The 15,225-nt window shown below is 64.5% G+C and carries 14 protein-coding genes; 4 read left to right on the forward strand and 10 right to left on the reverse strand.

Going from position 1 to position 15,225, the window contains the following annotated elements; all coding sequences use genetic code 11:
- Positions 1 to 11: 11 nt before the first annotated feature.
- The 3 genes from ACFVJ3_RS05560 to mmsB all read right to left on the reverse strand — a co-directional run bounded on the left by ACFVJ3_RS05560 (position 12) and on the right by mmsB (position 3,116).
- Positions 12 to 1,514, reverse strand: a complete 1,503-nt coding sequence (locus tag ACFVJ3_RS05560) for an aldehyde dehydrogenase family protein (protein ID WP_378451117.1) — start codon at positions 1,512 to 1,514, stop codon at positions 12 to 14.
- 52 nt (positions 1,515 to 1,566) lie between these two features.
- Positions 1,567 to 2,136, reverse strand: a complete 570-nt coding sequence (locus tag ACFVJ3_RS05565; protein WP_378451118.1) for an adenylate kinase — start codon at positions 2,134 to 2,136, stop codon at positions 1,567 to 1,569.
- 74 nt (positions 2,137 to 2,210) lie between these two features.
- Positions 2,211 to 3,116, reverse strand: a complete 906-nt coding sequence (gene mmsB, locus ACFVJ3_RS05570) for a 3-hydroxyisobutyrate dehydrogenase (protein WP_378451119.1) — start codon at positions 3,114 to 3,116, stop codon at positions 2,211 to 2,213.
- A 465-nt stretch (positions 3,117 to 3,581) separates the two neighbouring features.
- Here mmsB and ACFVJ3_RS05575 point away from each other — a divergent pair, with 465 nt between their 5' ends.
- Positions 3,582 to 3,989 carry a hypothetical protein gene (locus ACFVJ3_RS05575; protein WP_378451120.1) on the forward strand — a complete coding sequence of 136 codons (408 nt, stop codon included), beginning with the start codon at positions 3,582 to 3,584 and terminating at the stop codon, positions 3,987 to 3,989.
- A gap of 29 nt (positions 3,990 to 4,018) precedes the next feature.
- Here ACFVJ3_RS05575 and ACFVJ3_RS05580 read toward each other — a convergent pair whose 3' ends face one another.
- The 4 genes from ACFVJ3_RS05580 to ACFVJ3_RS05595 all read right to left on the reverse strand — a co-directional run bounded on the left by ACFVJ3_RS05580 (position 4,019) and on the right by ACFVJ3_RS05595 (position 8,096).
- Positions 4,019 to 4,594 carry an IS630 family transposase gene (locus ACFVJ3_RS05580; RefSeq protein WP_378451121.1) on the reverse strand — a complete coding sequence of 192 codons (576 nt, stop codon included), beginning with the start codon at positions 4,592 to 4,594 and terminating at the stop codon, positions 4,019 to 4,021.
- Positions 4,573 to 5,100, reverse strand: coding sequence for a winged helix-turn-helix domain-containing protein (locus ACFVJ3_RS05585; RefSeq protein ID WP_378451122.1), 528 nt, complete (start codon positions 5,098 to 5,100; stop codon positions 4,573 to 4,575). Before ACFVJ3_RS05585 ends, ACFVJ3_RS05580 begins: the two co-directional genes overlap by 22 nt.
- 540 nt (positions 5,101 to 5,640) lie before the next feature.
- On the reverse strand, positions 5,641 to 7,068 hold the full coding sequence (locus ACFVJ3_RS05590; RefSeq protein ID WP_378451123.1) for a sugar porter family MFS transporter: 1,428 nt from the start codon (positions 7,066 to 7,068) through the stop codon (positions 5,641 to 5,643).
- A 110-nt stretch (positions 7,069 to 7,178) separates the two neighbouring features.
- Positions 7,179 to 8,096, reverse strand: coding sequence for an alpha/beta fold hydrolase (locus tag ACFVJ3_RS05595; protein ID WP_378451124.1), 918 nt, complete (start codon positions 8,094 to 8,096; stop codon positions 7,179 to 7,181).
- A 139-nt stretch (positions 8,097 to 8,235) separates the two neighbouring features.
- Between ACFVJ3_RS05595 and ACFVJ3_RS05600 the strand changes: the two genes are divergently transcribed.
- The gene (locus tag ACFVJ3_RS05600; RefSeq protein WP_378451125.1) at positions 8,236 to 9,237 is read left to right on the forward strand and encodes a LacI family DNA-binding transcriptional regulator; all 1,002 of its coding nucleotides are present in this window, start codon (positions 8,236 to 8,238) and stop codon (positions 9,235 to 9,237) included.
- Positions 9,238 to 9,587: 350 nt separating this feature from the next.
- Here ACFVJ3_RS05600 and ACFVJ3_RS05605 read toward each other — a convergent pair whose 3' ends face one another.
- Genes ACFVJ3_RS05605 through ACFVJ3_RS05615 form a run of 3 tightly spaced genes read right to left on the reverse strand, consistent with a single transcriptional unit; the run spans position 9,588 to position 12,777 of the window.
- Positions 9,588 to 10,346 (reverse strand): SDR family oxidoreductase, encoded by a 759-nt coding sequence (locus ACFVJ3_RS05605; protein ID WP_378451126.1) that lies wholly within the window; start codon positions 10,344 to 10,346, stop codon positions 9,588 to 9,590.
- Entirely contained in the window at positions 10,343 to 11,158 is an 816-nt protein-coding gene (locus tag ACFVJ3_RS05610) for an enoyl-CoA hydratase/isomerase family protein (protein WP_378451127.1), read from the reverse strand. The genes ACFVJ3_RS05605 and ACFVJ3_RS05610 overlap by 4 nt, the downstream gene beginning before the upstream one ends.
- Positions 11,155 to 12,777: an AMP-binding protein gene (locus tag ACFVJ3_RS05615; protein WP_378451128.1), complete on the reverse strand. Its 1,623-nt coding sequence runs from the start codon at positions 12,775 to 12,777 to the stop codon at positions 11,155 to 11,157. Before ACFVJ3_RS05615 ends, ACFVJ3_RS05610 begins: the two co-directional genes overlap by 4 nt.
- 123 nt (positions 12,778 to 12,900) lie before the next feature.
- Here ACFVJ3_RS05615 and ACFVJ3_RS05620 point away from each other — a divergent pair, with 123 nt between their 5' ends.
- Entirely contained in the window at positions 12,901 to 13,527 is a 627-nt protein-coding gene (locus tag ACFVJ3_RS05620; protein WP_378451129.1) for a TetR/AcrR family transcriptional regulator, read from the forward strand.
- A gap of 236 nt (positions 13,528 to 13,763) precedes the next feature.
- Positions 13,764 to 15,035 (forward strand): MFS transporter, encoded by a 1,272-nt coding sequence (locus ACFVJ3_RS05625; RefSeq protein ID WP_378451130.1) that lies wholly within the window; start codon positions 13,764 to 13,766, stop codon positions 15,033 to 15,035.
- The last annotated feature ends 190 nt before the right edge of the window (positions 15,036 to 15,225 follow it).

Raw genomic sequence — 15,225 nt, forward strand, 5'->3', positions numbered from 1 at the left:
GCTCTCCCTTCTCAGAGTGTGCGCAGGCGCACGTTGACCTGCTTGGTCTGGGTGAATCCGGCGATCATGCCCTCGAGCGACACTTCGCGGCCGAGGCCACTCTGCTTGTATCCGCCGTAGGACTGGCCGACCATCTGGCCGCCGCCCTGGTTGACCTGCACCCACCCGGTTTCGAGGGCATGTGCGGTAGACAGCGCCAGATCGAGGTTGTGTGTCCACACGTAGGCGGCCAGACCGTAGTGCGAGTCGTTGGCCATCTCGATGACGTCGGAGTGGTCGTTCCACGGGATCGCGACGAGCGCGGGCCCGAAGATTTCCTCACGGGACAGGCGCCAGGAGTTGTCGGCGCCGGAGAACACGGTCGGTCCCATGTAGTAGCCGTCGGGGTTGCCGAGCTTGTCGGGGGAGCCGTCGAGGACGGTGGCAACCTTGGTCGAGCTCAGGCCGTCGTCGAGGAATCCGCAGACGGAGGCGAACTGTGTCTCGTTGATGATGGCGCCCATGTCCGTGGACTCATCCAGCGGGTTCCCGACCTTCAGGGCGGCCAACGTGTTCACCAGCCGGTCGAGGACCTCGTCGTAGATGTCCTGGTGCAGGAACAACCGGGAGCCGGCGGTGCAGCTCTGTCCCTGCCGGTGCACCCGGGTCGAGAGCAGCAGCTGGTTGATGAAGTCGTCGTTGATGTCCACGTCGGGGAAGACGATGGAGGGATTCTTGCCGCCGAGTTCGAGGGAGACGTGCGCGAGACGGCCACCTGCCTCGCGGGCAACGTGGCGACCCACCTCGGTCGAGCCGGTGAACGAGATCTTGTCGACCTCGGGGTGCTGGACCATCGCCTCGCCGGCGACCCTGCCGGATCCGGTGATGACGTTGAGCACACCGGCCGGCAGGAACTCGGCGCAGATCTCGGCGAGCAGCAACACGCTCAGCGGGGCAGCCTCGGCCGCCTTGACTACGACGGTGTTGCCCGCGACGAGGGCAGCGGGGATCTTGAATCCGGCGATCATCAGCGGTGAATTCCAAGGCAGGATGCACCCGATGACACCGAGCGGCTCCTGCCGGGAGTACTGGAGCTGATCGTCGCCGGCGGGCAGAACCGTGCCCTTGATCTCGCCGGCAACACCGGCGAAGTACCGGAACAGGTTCGCCAGGGTGGCGACCTCGGGACGCGCCTGAGTGCGCAGCGCGTTGCCGGTGTCGAGGGCGGTCAGGCGAGCCAGTTCCTCGGCGCGCGCGTCGATGGCGTCGGCGATCTGGCCCAGGATCCGGCCCCGCGCGGTGAAGTGCTGAGACCGCCACTGGGGGAAGGCCCTCTGCGCGGCACGCACCGCCCGATCGACGTCCTCAGTGCTCGAGGACGGGACACGGCCGATCACTTGCTCACGCAGAACCGGGGTGGTCACCTCACTCCACTGACCGGAAAGGGCTTCCACCCAGGCCCCGTCGACGAACATGGGGTAGTCGCGGGCCTCGGGAATGTGGAGCTCAGCGAGTGAGGTTTGTGTGGAGGTCATGTCGGAATCTCCTTGATATACGGATGGCTCTGCTGAAGTGCAGGAAACAGTGCTAGGTGGACGGAGCGACGCGTCCGCGCTCGGACAGCGCGCCGATCGCGTGGGCATAGACCACGTCGACCTCATCTTCTGCATCGACCGACAGAAGAACTGGTGCGTAGTAGTCGAGCAGCGGTCGGGTTTCGTCGTGATAGACCCGCAGACGACGACGAATGACGTCCTCGGTGTCGTCGGCGCGGCCACGGGCCAGCATCCGCGCGACGACTACATCGTCCGTTATCGAAAAGTCCAGGACGGCGTCGATCTGGCTCAGCTGCCCGCCGAGGAGCTCATCGAGGGCAGTCGCCTGAGTCACGGTGCGGGGGAAGCCGTCCAGGATGAATCCCGTGGCCGTGTCGTCGGCAGCGAGGCGGTCCGCCACCATCCCGATGGTGACCTCGTCCGGGACCAGCTCGCCCGCATCGAGGAACGATTTCGCCGTCTGCCCCAATTCCGTGCCCCGCGTGATATGGCTACGGAACAGATCGCCAGTCGAGATGTGGGGGAGCTGCAGTGCCGTCGAAAGCAACTGCGCCTGAGTACCTTTACCCGCTCCCGGCGGCCCCGTCAGGATGATGCGCACAACCAATTCCTTTCACATCGAGCAGTGCCTCCCGCCCGGCACCGCAGCAGGGGGCGAGGTCTACGTGGGAATTGCTAGGACGGTTGCGTCTGCGTGTCGAGAGCACCGGCGCGGATCGCCGTCACGATCGCAGAGAAGTCGCGACCGGGGCCGTCGTGGGCGACGAACTGCTCGTAGAGTTCGGTGGCGCGCCGTCCGAGCGTCGTGTCGACACCGTTGTCCGCCGCGGCGGCTTGCGCGAGTCGAAGGTCCTTGAGCATCAACGCGCTCGCGAACCCGCCAGCATAGTCGCGGTTGGCGGGACTCGTGGGAACCGGTCCGGGAACCGGGCAATTCGTCGTCAACGCCCAGCACTGACCGGACGCGGTCGACGAGACGTCGAACAGTGCCTGGTCGGTCAGGCCCAGCTTCGCGCCCAGCGCGAAAGCTTCGCTGACGGCGATCATCGAGATCCCCAGGATCATGTTGTTGCAGATTTTCGCAGCCTGACCCGCTCCGGAGTCGCCGCAGCGGACGATACGGGCCCCCATGGCGTCCAGGAGCGCGCCGGCCTGGTCCACCGCGTCGGCCGGGCCGCCGACCATGAACGTGAGGGTCCCGCCGTCCGCAGCGACGGTTCCTCCGGATACCGGGGCGTCAACCGCCCGGTGCCCGGCGTCGACAGCCAGTTCAGCGGCGGCCCGCGCGTCGGCGACGTCGATCGTCGAGCAGTCCAGGAAGAGGGTCCCCTGCGGCGCGGCCGGGACCAGGTCGGCATAGACGTCGAGCACGTGTTTGCCGCTGGGCAGCATCGTGATGATCACGTCGGCATTCTCTGCTGCGTCGACAAGAGATGCAGCAGAGCCGATTCCGCGTGATGCCGCCTTCTCCGCTGCCGCCGGCGAGGGATCGAATCCGATGACTGTGTGGCCGTTGCGCACCAGATTCGTGGCCATACCCAAGCCCATGTTTCCGAGGCCGAGGAAAGCGATCTTGCTCATCTGTACTCCTAGCGGTGTGATAGCCGACATTCCACGCACGGGGCCGAGGAAACCCACCTGGGGCATCGATTCGAACAAACGGCTCGTGGATGAACCCCGGGGATCATGTCGCTTCGCGTCGCTCTCCGCCGGGAACGGTAATCAGTGTGCCCGCGCATGGATGATCGTGGAATCACCTAACCTGCAATGGGGATGTGCAATATTGCATCACCGCAGTTGAAACGGTTGAATTCTTCTCGCGGTACCACCGCGGATTGAGGGCCGACAGACAACCTTCAGCCCTGACCAGGCTTGGTCTCGTCTCCGACTGCTGTCCGAGCGCTGGCACTGCACTACGCCCTGTAGCGGTTACCGGACCGCGACGTTTCTGGCCTGCCGGAAGGGGCACTCAACCACCTGGCGATACGCAGGTTCCTGGGAACGGCCTTGCCCGGGCCGTTCCGGGGACCGAACGCGGAGGCGCGGATGGGCATGCGCGGTGCCGCGGTGATCGAGAACTGCGCGGCGCATGATTTCGTGCGGGAGGTGTTCGACCACCATCGCGGCGCGCACCGGGTCTTCACCGCTGATGCGTTCCTCGCCGCGTACCTGCTGACACGGTGCTCGGGTTTGCCGATGCACCAGACGAAGGTCGCCGAAGTCGAGCGGGGATGGTCGAACTCGCAACGCCGGGAGGTGGGACTGCCCGCCCACGTCGTCATCAGCTACAAGACCGTCAACGACGCGCTGCGGCGGTTGATGAAGTCATGCCGATCGCCGCGCCATCCGGAGTGGAGAGCGCGCCGTCGCGCGGGCGGCACACACCCCGGTCCCGGGGGCAGCGACACCATCTGGATCGTCGGCGTCTTCTACCCGCCGACCCTTCCTGACTAAAGACGTTTCGGTAATTGAGTGAGTGGTGATCATAAGGAAAGTCCGGTGTGGTCGAGGAAGCTGTGGCACAGGTCGAAGTTCGAGCCGATCCGGGTGAGGCCAGTCTCGGTCGCGATGCGGACCTCGTCGAGGATGTCGGGGCAGAGGTTGGCGAGTTCGGTGGATTTCATGTTGCCCCATGCTTGTTCGATGGGATTGAGCTCGGGGGCATACGCAGGGAGGCGTTCGACGTGGAGCCAGTCGCGTTGGGTGGCCAGCCACGCGGTCATCGCCTTGGATCGATGGGCCATGAGCCCGTCCCAGATCACGATGACCTTCTCGCCGGCGAAGTGGGCGCGGAGTTCGGCGGGGAACTCGATGAGCTTGTCGGTGTTGTAGGAGCCGTCGGTCATGGAGAACACGAATGCGCTGCGACTGCGATCGTGTCGATAGGCCAGGACTCCGGCCATGGACATTCGTTTCCACGAGAATCGGTGATGCAACACAGGTGTCACACCTTTCGGCGCCCAGGTTGCTCGGACCACCGGGAGCAGCGACACACCGCTTTCGTCCTGGAAGCAGATCCACGCACCTCGGCGCCGCGCTATTTTTTTATCCGCGGCCACTCGTTCTCACGCCAGGCGACGATGGCGTCCTCGTCGCGTTCGACTGCCCGCCGTGCGGGACGTTGCCGGCTCCAGCCCAGCCTGGTCCGCAGGATCGTCCAGGTCTGGGTGGGTCCGTAGGTCACGCCGGTGAGCCGCTCGATCACGATCGCGACCCGGCCCAGGGTCCACACCCCGGTCGCGAAGCCATGAGCTTGGGGTCCTTTGAGCAGTTCCTCTCGGATCGCCTCGATCTGGGCGTCATCGAGCCGGGGTCGGCGTCCCGCGCGACCGGCACCTTCCAACGCCTCGTTGCCCCCTTCGGTCCACTGTCGATACCAGCGTGAGGCGGTCTGCTGGGAGACCTCCAACTCGACCGCGACATCGACCTGTCGTCGTCCCGCGGCGAACATCTCCGCCGCCCGCATCCGCCGGTCACGCAACGCCTCGAGATTCCGGCGACCGCCGCGCTGCTTGACTTTCCGGGCATCCGATCCCTCGCGCGAACCGGTTTCCTTACCTGCCATTCATCAATGATCCAGCAGCGCAGTGTGAATCCCGTGCAACGACACACCCTATTACCGAAACATCTTTAATAGGTGAACACAACAGGCCCTATTGGGTGAACACCCCGAGCATGGATGGGTGGAGGGGTGTTCACCTATAGCGAGCAAAAATGCGGGGCTTGGCAGTTCCACGAACTGACGGGCCGGTCATCACACGTAAGGGGCTTCCAATCACACCTGATTCCGCTTGCTGCGGGCACATTCGCGCACTACCGGCGAACGTGGTGATCGCTGTAGATCGTTCTTGGGCGCAGGGGCTTCTGTGGCAAGAATGTGTCGGCGGTCGGCGGTAATCGCCGCCCTAGTGGCGGTCGTGTACCAAACGGCCGCGTCGGTGAACGCGATTGCGCTCACTCACATCATGCGTGAGCTACGTCGCCGTTCAGTCGAACGGCGACGTCCTGCCTCCTGCGGCGTTGTCCTGCTCTGCGCCAACCACATACCCGCCCGATGGCGGAGGCCGGACCGCGGATTTCGGCTACGCTGGTGCTGATCTGCTGCTCATGAGTACCGAGCGCGCATTTCGTCCTCGAATTCCTCGAGGGTCTTGCCTCGGGTCTCGGGCACCATTTTGAGCGCGAAGACGATGCCGAGGACGCCCATCGCCGCGAAGATGAAGAATGTCGGGGCGATGCCCAATGCCGCCACGGTCGGCGGGAACGCGAAGGTGATGCCGGCGTTGGTCAGCCACAGCATGAATACGCACAGTCCCATGGCAAAGCTGCGGATCTTCAGCGGGAAGATCTCCGACAGCAGCAGCCACACCAGCGGGCCGATGAATCCCTGTAGTGAGAACACGAACGCCACAATGAAAAACAGGATGATGTAGGGCTTGGCCGCGGAATCGGGCAGCAACATCGCAGACAGTCCGACCAGGACGTGGAACAAGGTGATAAGTGCGAACCCGATTGTGAGCATAGTGCGTCGGTTGATCTTGTTGATGAGCATGATGCCGACGATGACCCCGAATACGCCGAACAGGCCGTTAGCCGTGTTGGCGACAATGGCGCCGTTGCTGGAGAATCCGGCGGTCTGCAGCAGTTGGGTGCCGTAGTACATGATCGAGTTGACGCCGGTGAGCTGTCCTAAGATGCCGAGGGCGGCACCGATGACGACCAGTCTGCGAATCCAGGGCACCGAGAGGTCGGCCCATCCACCGGTCTGCGCCTGCCGTTCCTCTGTCGCCAGGGCGCGGACCTCGGCCATCTCGGCTTCCGCGCGCTCGGGGGACCGCACCTGTTTGAGCACCGCGAGTGCATCCGCGTCGCGTTGCTGGGAGGACAGCCAGCGGGGGCTTTCGGGCATGCGCAGCATGCCGATGAGCAGCGCGATCGCCGGTAGCACCGATACCACGAGCATGTACCGCCAGACCGACGTGTGTTCGCCCCACACGTTCATGATGATCGCGTTGATGATGAATGCGGCGAATTGTCCCGAGACGATCATGATTTCGTTGCGGGTGACGAGGCTGCCGCGGCGCTCCGCGGGAGCGACTTCGGCGAGATAGACCGGCACGGTCGTCGAGGCGCCGCCGACGGCGACACCGAGTGCGAAGCGGAACACCGCGAGTACCGGCCAGGTCGGTGCCAGCGCGCAGCCCACCGTGCTGACGATGAAGATGCCGGCGAGCAGCAGAATGTTGTGGCGGCGACCGAATCTGTCCGAGAGTTTCCCTCCGACGACAGCCCCGATCGCGGCTCCGAAGACCAGGATGCTGACCACGAGGGCTTCGGTGAGCGTGGTGAGTCCGAGGTCGGCCTTCATGGGACCCACGGCGCCGTTGATGACACCCGTGTCATAGCCGAACAGCAACCCACCGAAGGTGGCTACGAATGCCACCATTCCCAGGCGTCTAGTGTGCGGTCCGGGACGATCAGGGGGTAGCGGTACGTGCGGGGGAGCTGTCGGGGCCGTGCCGATGCTGGGCATGTGACGTTCCTTCTGGAGTGAGCTGGGGTTCGGGAATGAAGAGCAGCGGATGTGGTGGTCCATGGGTGGAGATGTGCGGGTACGACGTCGTGCCATCCGTGCCTTCGCTGCTAGATCGCTTCGGTCAGCACGGCAGATGTTCGCACGGGCGATGCGTCACCGCGGTCTCCCGATGTCGGATATGGCATTGCGGCAGTTGGGATTTCGGCACGATCGGGTTCGGCCCGTTCGATGTTTCGGGTGATGACGCGCACGTAGTCGCTCCACAGGTGAGGCGCGACCTGATGGCCCATCCCGGCGTAGAGGTGGAGTTCGGCACCGGGGACCGCCATTGCCGTCGCGATACCGCCCCGGTAACTGATCAGGCGGTCATCCCTGCCGTGGATCACCGCCGTCGGGATGGTCAGTTGCGCCAGACCAGGCCGCTGGTCGGGTGCCGTCAGCAACGCTCGTGACTGCCGCTCGAATCCCGCCGGGCAGTAGCTGCGATCGTAGATCGCGGCGGCGAAGTCGTAGATTCGGCTCTCGTCGAACCCGTCGAGACCGGATAGCCGTTCCGTTTCGATCCACTGGCGGATCGTCCCCTCACGATCGAGTATTGCCGGTCGTTGAAGGACTGCCTGGAGTTCCTGGGTCAGAAACTCCGTGCTCGGAGCGGAGTAGATCGAACAGAGGCTCCGCACGCGCTCAGGATGCGCGATCGCAAGTTGCTGGGCAATCATGCCCCCCATCGACTGGCCGACGACGTGCACCGCGTCGAGCCCCAACGTGACCAGCAACCCCTCCACATCGGAGGTCATGTCCTGTAGGTGATAGTCGGGTGTGTCATCGAGCTTCGACGACAGTCCCACATCCCGGTTGTCGAACCGAATCACCCTGAAACCCTCGTCCTCCAGGGCGCGGCAGAAGCCGGGGTACCAGGCGACCAGCTGCGCACCAAGGCCGTGGATCAGCAGCAGCGGCTCACCGTCTTCGGGGCCGGTGATTTCGTAGCAGAGTTCGATTGGGCCGATATTGGCGTAGGGCATTCTGGGTCTCCTCCTGTGTCTGTCGCCGCGTTGAGGTGCTCGTCAGCGGCCTGAGCTGTGTTGAAGCGCTCTAATTCGCTATAGTGTGAAGCGCTTCACATTTTTCGTCAACCCCACATCCTTATTCCAGGAGGTTTCATTGCCCGTCACCCTGGATGACGTCGCCGCGCGCGCCGGCGTCTCCCGAGCTCTCGTAAGTTTGGCGCTGCGGAACTCTTCGAGGGTCGCGGCCCGCAGCCGAGAGCGTGTTCTCGCCGCCGCGGAGGAACTCGGTTACCGGCCCAACCTCAATGCCCGGCGCCTGGCCAGCGCGCACTCCGGCACGGTGGGCGTTCTGATCTCAGACCTGCACAACCCGTTGTTCGCGGAAATTCTGGACGGCCTGGCAGACGGCACGGAAGACCGACCCGAACAATTGATTCTGGCGTCCGGATTCCGGGACGTCACGCGGGAGAGAGCCGCGGTGGAGTCCTTCCTCGCGCACCGGGTAGATGCCGTCGTGCTGGTCGGCACCCAGATGCCGGCCCCTGAAATCGAAAAGTACGGCCGAGTAGTTCCCACCGTGGTGATCGGCCGCCGCATTCGTGGTCTGGACTCGGTGGTCATCGACGACCGGCTCGGCGCACGACTGGTGACCGAACACCTCATTTCCCTCGGCCACCAGCGAATCGCGCACGTGGATGGCGGTAAAGGCGCCGGAGCCGCCACCCGACGCCGCGCGTACGCCGACACCATGCGCACTCACGGGCTAGAACAACACATCCAGATTTGCCCAGGTGAATATACCGAAGAAGCCGGTCGAGCCGGCTTCGAACAGCTTTACGGCAACCACCCCCGGCCGACTGCAATTTTCGCGGCGAATGACCTGTCCGCCCTCGGCGTACTTTCCGGGGCGCGAGCCGTCGGTGTGGACGTTCCCTCGCAGCTTTCCGTGGCGGGATTCGACAACACCACGGTTGCGCGATCGGGTTTCGTATCGCTGACCACTGTCGACTATCCGCGTGCTCAGGCTGGTGAGATCGCTAGCAAACTCCTGCAGGCCCGGCTCAGCGACGAAGACGCCAAAACACAAGTCATCACGTTGACGCCAACGCTCGTCCCTCGTGCCACGACGTCGGCAGTCCGAGCCAGCGAAACCTGATCTGCCTCCGACCATCCCACTACGGGGTGACCGGGTACCTACGACGATGCGATGCGCGAACTCGTCCGAAGGCTGCGGTTTTGTGCGGTCCTGGGACGACGCCGCAGGTCCCGAGCCAGCGACTACGACTGTTCCGGCGGCGAACTACAGGGGTCTCGCTCGCGAGGGACGCCTCGTCAGCGCGGACATAGCTGCCGCAACGCCGAACAGCATCACCTCCCCGGAACGGCTCAAAGAGCACCCGTCCGATGTCCGCGAACGGGGCATCGCCTTCGAGTACTGCGAGTCCAACGAGGCCGCCGCATGCGTCTTCGGCGCAGGCGCTCGAGTTTGGGCGCTGTCGCTCCGAATCAGCGGATGGATGATCCGATGCCGAGGCCGCCGTCGACGTCGAGGACGATGCCGCTGACGTAGCCGGCGGCGGGGGAGCACAGGTAGGCAGCAGCCTCGGCGATGTCGTTCGGGTTGCCGGTTCGCCGCTGTGGGACCTTGGAGACGAGTTTGTCGCGGGCGGGAGCGTTCATGGAGGCGAGCATGGGGGTTTCGATGAGTCCAGGTGCGATGGCGTTGGCGGTGATGCCGTCGAGGGCGGCTTCTAGCGCGATGGTGCGGGTGAGTCCGACGATGCCGGCCTTCGCGGCGACGTAGTTTGCCTGTCCGAAGTTTCCGCGCCAGCTCATGGAGCTGAATGAGACGATTCGCCCGTAGGCGCGGGCACGCATGTGTGGCAGGACAGCTTGGGCGCAGAGAAACGATCCGGTCAGCGACACGTCGATGACGGCGTGCCAGTCGTCGACACTCATCTTCTCGATCCGATTGTCGCGGATGATCCCGGCGTTGTTGACCAGGGCATCAATGCGTCCGTGGGTACGGACGATCGTGTCGACCCAGTCCTGGACGTCGGTGTCTGAGGCAACGTCGACGGGGTGGCTGGTGACGGGACGCCCGTATCGGGAGGACAGCTCTGCGGCCAGCGCCTGTCCTGTGGCGTCGTTGATTTCGGCGATGGCGACGGTGGCACCTTCGGAGGCGAAGCGGTCGGCCATCGCGGCACCGAGTCCTTGTCCGGCGCCGGTGATCAGTACTACCTGGTCGGTGTAGCGATTCATCGTGTTCCTGATTCGAGTCGAGGGGAATTCGTGGTGGTCGTCCTGCCCTGCAGGAAGTCGTTCAGAGCGGTGGGAACGTCACTGGCCTTCCAGTGGACGTCGAAGGTGTCGAGTTCACGTGCAAGGCTTTGCTTTTCGTCAAGTTCGTTGGACTCCGCGAGTAGTTGCTTGTAAGCGGACTGGGCTGCGCCCGCGTGCGCGGCGAGTGTGTCCGCGGCCGTCAGGGCGGCGTTGAGCAACTCGTGCTCGACGACGATCGCGTGCAGCCATCCCGTGTGCTTCAGATCGGCGGCGGTGACCAACTCACCGGTCAGGGCCATCCAGCGGGCCATGGAGTCGCCGACCTTGCGGGGCAGGCGCACGCTGGCGCCGCCGGCGGGGAGGAGGTTGTTGCGGACGTGACCGTCGCCGATCCGTGCTGTCGGGGTCGAGATGACGACGTCGCAGGCGAGCGCGAGTTCCAGTCCGCCGGCGACGGCGTGCCCATGGATCGCTGCGACGACGGGTAGCGGGCTCGTCTCCAGCCGGGTGGCGAGGGCTGAGACGTCCCGGAGGAATTCCAGGGGAGTCCGGCCGGCGGCGTGTAGCTGCAGGAAATATTGCAGGTCGGCTCCGGCACAGAAGCTCTTCCCGGCACCGGTGAGGAGGACCGCTCGGGTGTCGCGGTCATCCTCGGCATCGGACAGCGCGGTGTCGAGTGCCGCGACCAGCGTGTCGTTCAGAGCGTTTCGCCGGTCCGGCCGGTTGAGGGTGAGGATCCGGGTGGCGCCGATATGGGTCACGTCCAGCGGCATAGCGGGTTTGTCGGTCATGAGTGGGCTTCCTGACGAGACAGTTCGACGCGGCGCTGTTGACGGAGCTGGGCGCGCTGGATCTTTCCGCTGGCGGTCTTGGGGAGGGTGTCGACGAAGTGCACCCGGCGGGGATAGGCGTGGGCGGCGTATTTCGTTTTCACCCACTGCTGCAACTCGTGGACCAGCTCGTCGTCGGCGGTGGAATTGGCTCCCCGGACGACGAAGGCCTCGATCACTTCGCCGCGTACCTGGTCGGGTGCGGCGACCACGGCGCATTCGCGGACCTGCGGGTGCTGGGCGAGCACGGATTCGACGTCGAAGGGGCCGATGCGGTAACCGGCCATGATGATGACGTCATCGTCGCGGGAGGAGAACCGGAGCAGCCCGTCACTGTCGATGCGGGCGGTGTCACCGGTGAGAAAATAGGCCCTGTCGGCGGTGAATCGGCCCGCATCGCCGCGTCCGCCCGCGTATTCGGTGAACATCATCATCGGGCTGCCGGTGACGACGACGGCCAGGCGCCCGATCGTGCCGGTGGCCGCGGGCTCGTCGTGGTCATCGGCGAGGACGGTGAGTTCCCACCCGGGCAGCGCCACGCCCATTGCCCCGGGGACCATTGGTACCGCGAAGTCGGGGTGATGTGGGAAACCGGCGGGCATCCCCAGTTCGGTTTGCCCGTAGTGATCGTGGACGAGCAAGCCGAGTTCAGTTTCGGCCCAACCGTTGACCTCCGGTGTCAGAGGCTCCCCGGCGCTCGAAAGGCGGCGCAGGGCCAAATCGTCGGGGCGAGCTCCACTTTCGGAGCGCAGGCCCCGGTACACGGTTGGCGCCGCGGCGTAGTCAGTCACCCCCAGGCGGGAGAGCACCGACCAGGTGGAGGCAGCGGAGAAACCACCGCGGGCCAGGATGGTCGGAACACCGGCTGCCAGCGGCGCGACGATTGCGGTGTAGAGCCCGTAGGCCCAGCCCGGGTCCGCCGCGCACCAGAACACGCTGTCGTCGGTGACGCCGAGCGCGAATTCGAGGTAGCTGTGCCATCCGGCAATGTAGCCAACCGGGTGGACCACGCCTTTCGGAGTTCCGGTGGTACCCGAGGTGAACATGTGCACCAAGGGGCTAGTGCCACCGACCGCAACGGGCGGGGGTGTATCGGTGTTCATCGATGCCAGTGCCGCGGTCAGGCTGTCTTCGTCGCCGCCAGCCACCAGGACATCCCACGCGGCGTTGGTGACGACCTTGGACCGGAGCGCGGCGTCGACGACAACCAGCTTGGTCTCGGCATTCGTCAGACGGGAGGTCACCGCATCCTCGGCGAATGCGGTGAAGAGCGGAACGTACACCGCGCCGACCCGCCAGATGCCGAGCAGCACGGTGACCAGATCGGCGCTCTTACCCATCAGCGTGGCAACCCGATCGCCCCGTCCAATCCCCCGATCGGCGAGTACCTGCGCGAATCGGCGCGACGAGTCGGCGAGGTCGCCGTAGGTGTATCGGGTGGTCGACACGTCCTCGTCGACGACGGTCAGGGCCACGGACAGCGGTGGATGCCGATCGCACAGCAGCCACGCCACGTTCGCGGCCTCACCGGAATACGAGGACAGGATCTCGCGCAATCGCGCGTCGATTTCGGCGGACACAGACAACTCCTTGTTGGGTACGTTAGATTACTAGACAGTACCCAATAATGTACCCACCGTCGCGGGGGAAGGGAAGACCCATGGATTCGAGGAGGTCCGTCCGTTTGTGAAACACTCGACCGCATGGCACGTGCAGGAGCGACGCCGAACCGCGCGGCGATGAACACCCCCCGCCGTCGACGCGTCGACACCGCCCGTCGGGACGAGTTGCTGGCGCGGATCGAGGAGATCTTCCTGACCGAAGGGTTCACGTCGGTCACCGTCGACGACCTCACCCAGCGTTTACGGTGCTCGAAGGCAACCCTGTACAGCGTGGCGTCGACGAAGGAACAGCTCGTCGTCGCAGCGACCAAACGCTTCTTCGGCGCCGCTGCAGAGCAGATCGAAATTACCGTTGCTGCCGAGTCGGACCCACGCACGCGCATCACGACCTACCTCGGAGGCGTGGCGTCGGCGATGCGGCGCAACTCGAGGGCCTTCTACGAAGACATGGTCTCCTACCGGCCCACAGCCGAGATCTATGCCCGCAACACCGCCCAAGCAGCGATGCGAGTGCGCGAATTGATAGACGAGGGAGTCGAAGCCGGGGACTTCCGCGCAACCGATGCCGCGTTCGCGGCCCAGCTCGTGGCGCTGGCGATCGACGCCGTCCAATCCGGGGTGCTGCTCGAGCGCACCGGCCTGTCCGCAGCCGACGCCTTCGGAGAACTCGGTGACCTTCTGCTCCACGGTCTGTTGCGCACCGAGTAGGCGAGAACAGGGCCCCCCGGGGCGGTTCGTGGATGGCGTCAGCACGGGCAACTGATTGAAGGGCATTGTGCTGCAACGAAATAATATGTCGTAGCGACGGATGACTCCCGCGAAGCAGGTTCGCAAATGTCCGAGGGGGTACTTTAGAAATATTATTCGTACCCCCTATCGTTCCGAGAGGAATGTGGCTACAGTCACGGTACTTATCGAGTGTGATTCGTACCGAGAGGCACGTCATGACAGTAGTATCACCATCGACGTTTAATCCGTCGCGTACACGACTGCGCCCACTGGCAGCAGCCGCTGTCGGCAATGTGGTCGAGTGGTTCGACTTGACCATCTACGCCACGTTCGCTGTGTACCTCTCTCCCTTGTTCTTTCCTGCCAGTGACCCCACCGCGGCTCTGTTGTCCACCTTTGTGGTTTTTGCTGTCGGATTCTTCGTCCGTCCTCTCGGCGGATGGCTGATTGGAAGCTACGCCGACCGGCGGGGGCGAAAACGCGCACTGACTCTGACGATCGTGCTGATGGCTGTTCCCACCTTCGCGATCGGAATCTCGCCGACTTACGAAACCATCGGTGTTTTTGCCCCGATCATTCTGGTGGCTGCACGCATGATCCAGGGTTTCGCGGCCGGCGGTGAGTCCGGCGGTGCCATGGCCTACCTGTACGAGATTGCTCCGGCCAACCGTCGGGGCCTCTACACCAGCCTGTGGTACACGACGGTTGTAGCCGGAATCGTGCTGGCAACGCTGCTCGGATTCGTTCTTGCGGAGGCGATGTCGACTGAAGCGCTGAGCGACTGGGGCTGGCGCATCCCCTTCCTGATCGGAGGCGCCGCAGGTTTGGCCGGTCTGTGGGTCCGGTCGGCCATGGCAGAGACGCTCGACACTGGCCACCCCGCGGAACCGACGAAGAAGCGATCCGGCCTCGCGGCCCTGCTGTCCGAGTATCCGCGTGAGACTCTGCGAGTGTTCCTGCTGATGTCGGGATCTGCAACGGCGTTCTACACCTTCGTCTCGTACATGCCGACGCACCTGATCAAGTCCATCGGACTGCCTGCCGATACAACCTTCGGTGTCCACACCGTTGCTCTCGTGGTGTTCATGTTCCTGTTGCCGACCTTCGGGCATCTGTCGGATCGCGTCGGCCGGCGAGTCTTCGGAATGATTTTCGCTGTCGGTGGAGCGGTGGCGATTGTCCCTCTGAGTCTCGCGCTGGCGGGCGTGTGGTGGCAGAGCCTAGTCGTCGATCTGGCGCTTCTGACGTTGACGGCCTGCATGTTTTCGGTGCTCGCAGTGATCATGACCGAACAGTTTCCGAGTCGGATGAGGGCCATGGGAGTGGGTGCCCCGTACAACCTGGCCACAGCGATCTTCGGCGGACCTGCACCCCTCCTGCTCACCTGGCTGAGTGGGCACGGCATGGGCCCGTGGTATTTCGGCTACCTCGCCGTCCTGGTCCTGCTCGTCGCCTTCGGTCTGAAGAAGACGACGGTCGACAGTTAGGTCTTACGCCTTCGAGGGCTCGGATCGACGCCGGTCGATCCGAGCCGTCACACATATCAGGGCCAGCGCGTGCTGTGGCCGGAATCCCGGCTCCAGATGCGATACGACGAACGTCTCGCCACCCCCCGGCGTCGGGCGCATCAGCTCAACCCTCGTCATGAAGAGCGTGGCCGATAACCGACCCTTGCCT

The organism is Rhodococcus sp. NPDC127593 (assembly GCF_042671975.1).
In the GTDB taxonomy this organism is placed as follows: Bacteria; Actinomycetota; Actinomycetes; order Mycobacteriales; family Mycobacteriaceae; genus Rhodococcus_F.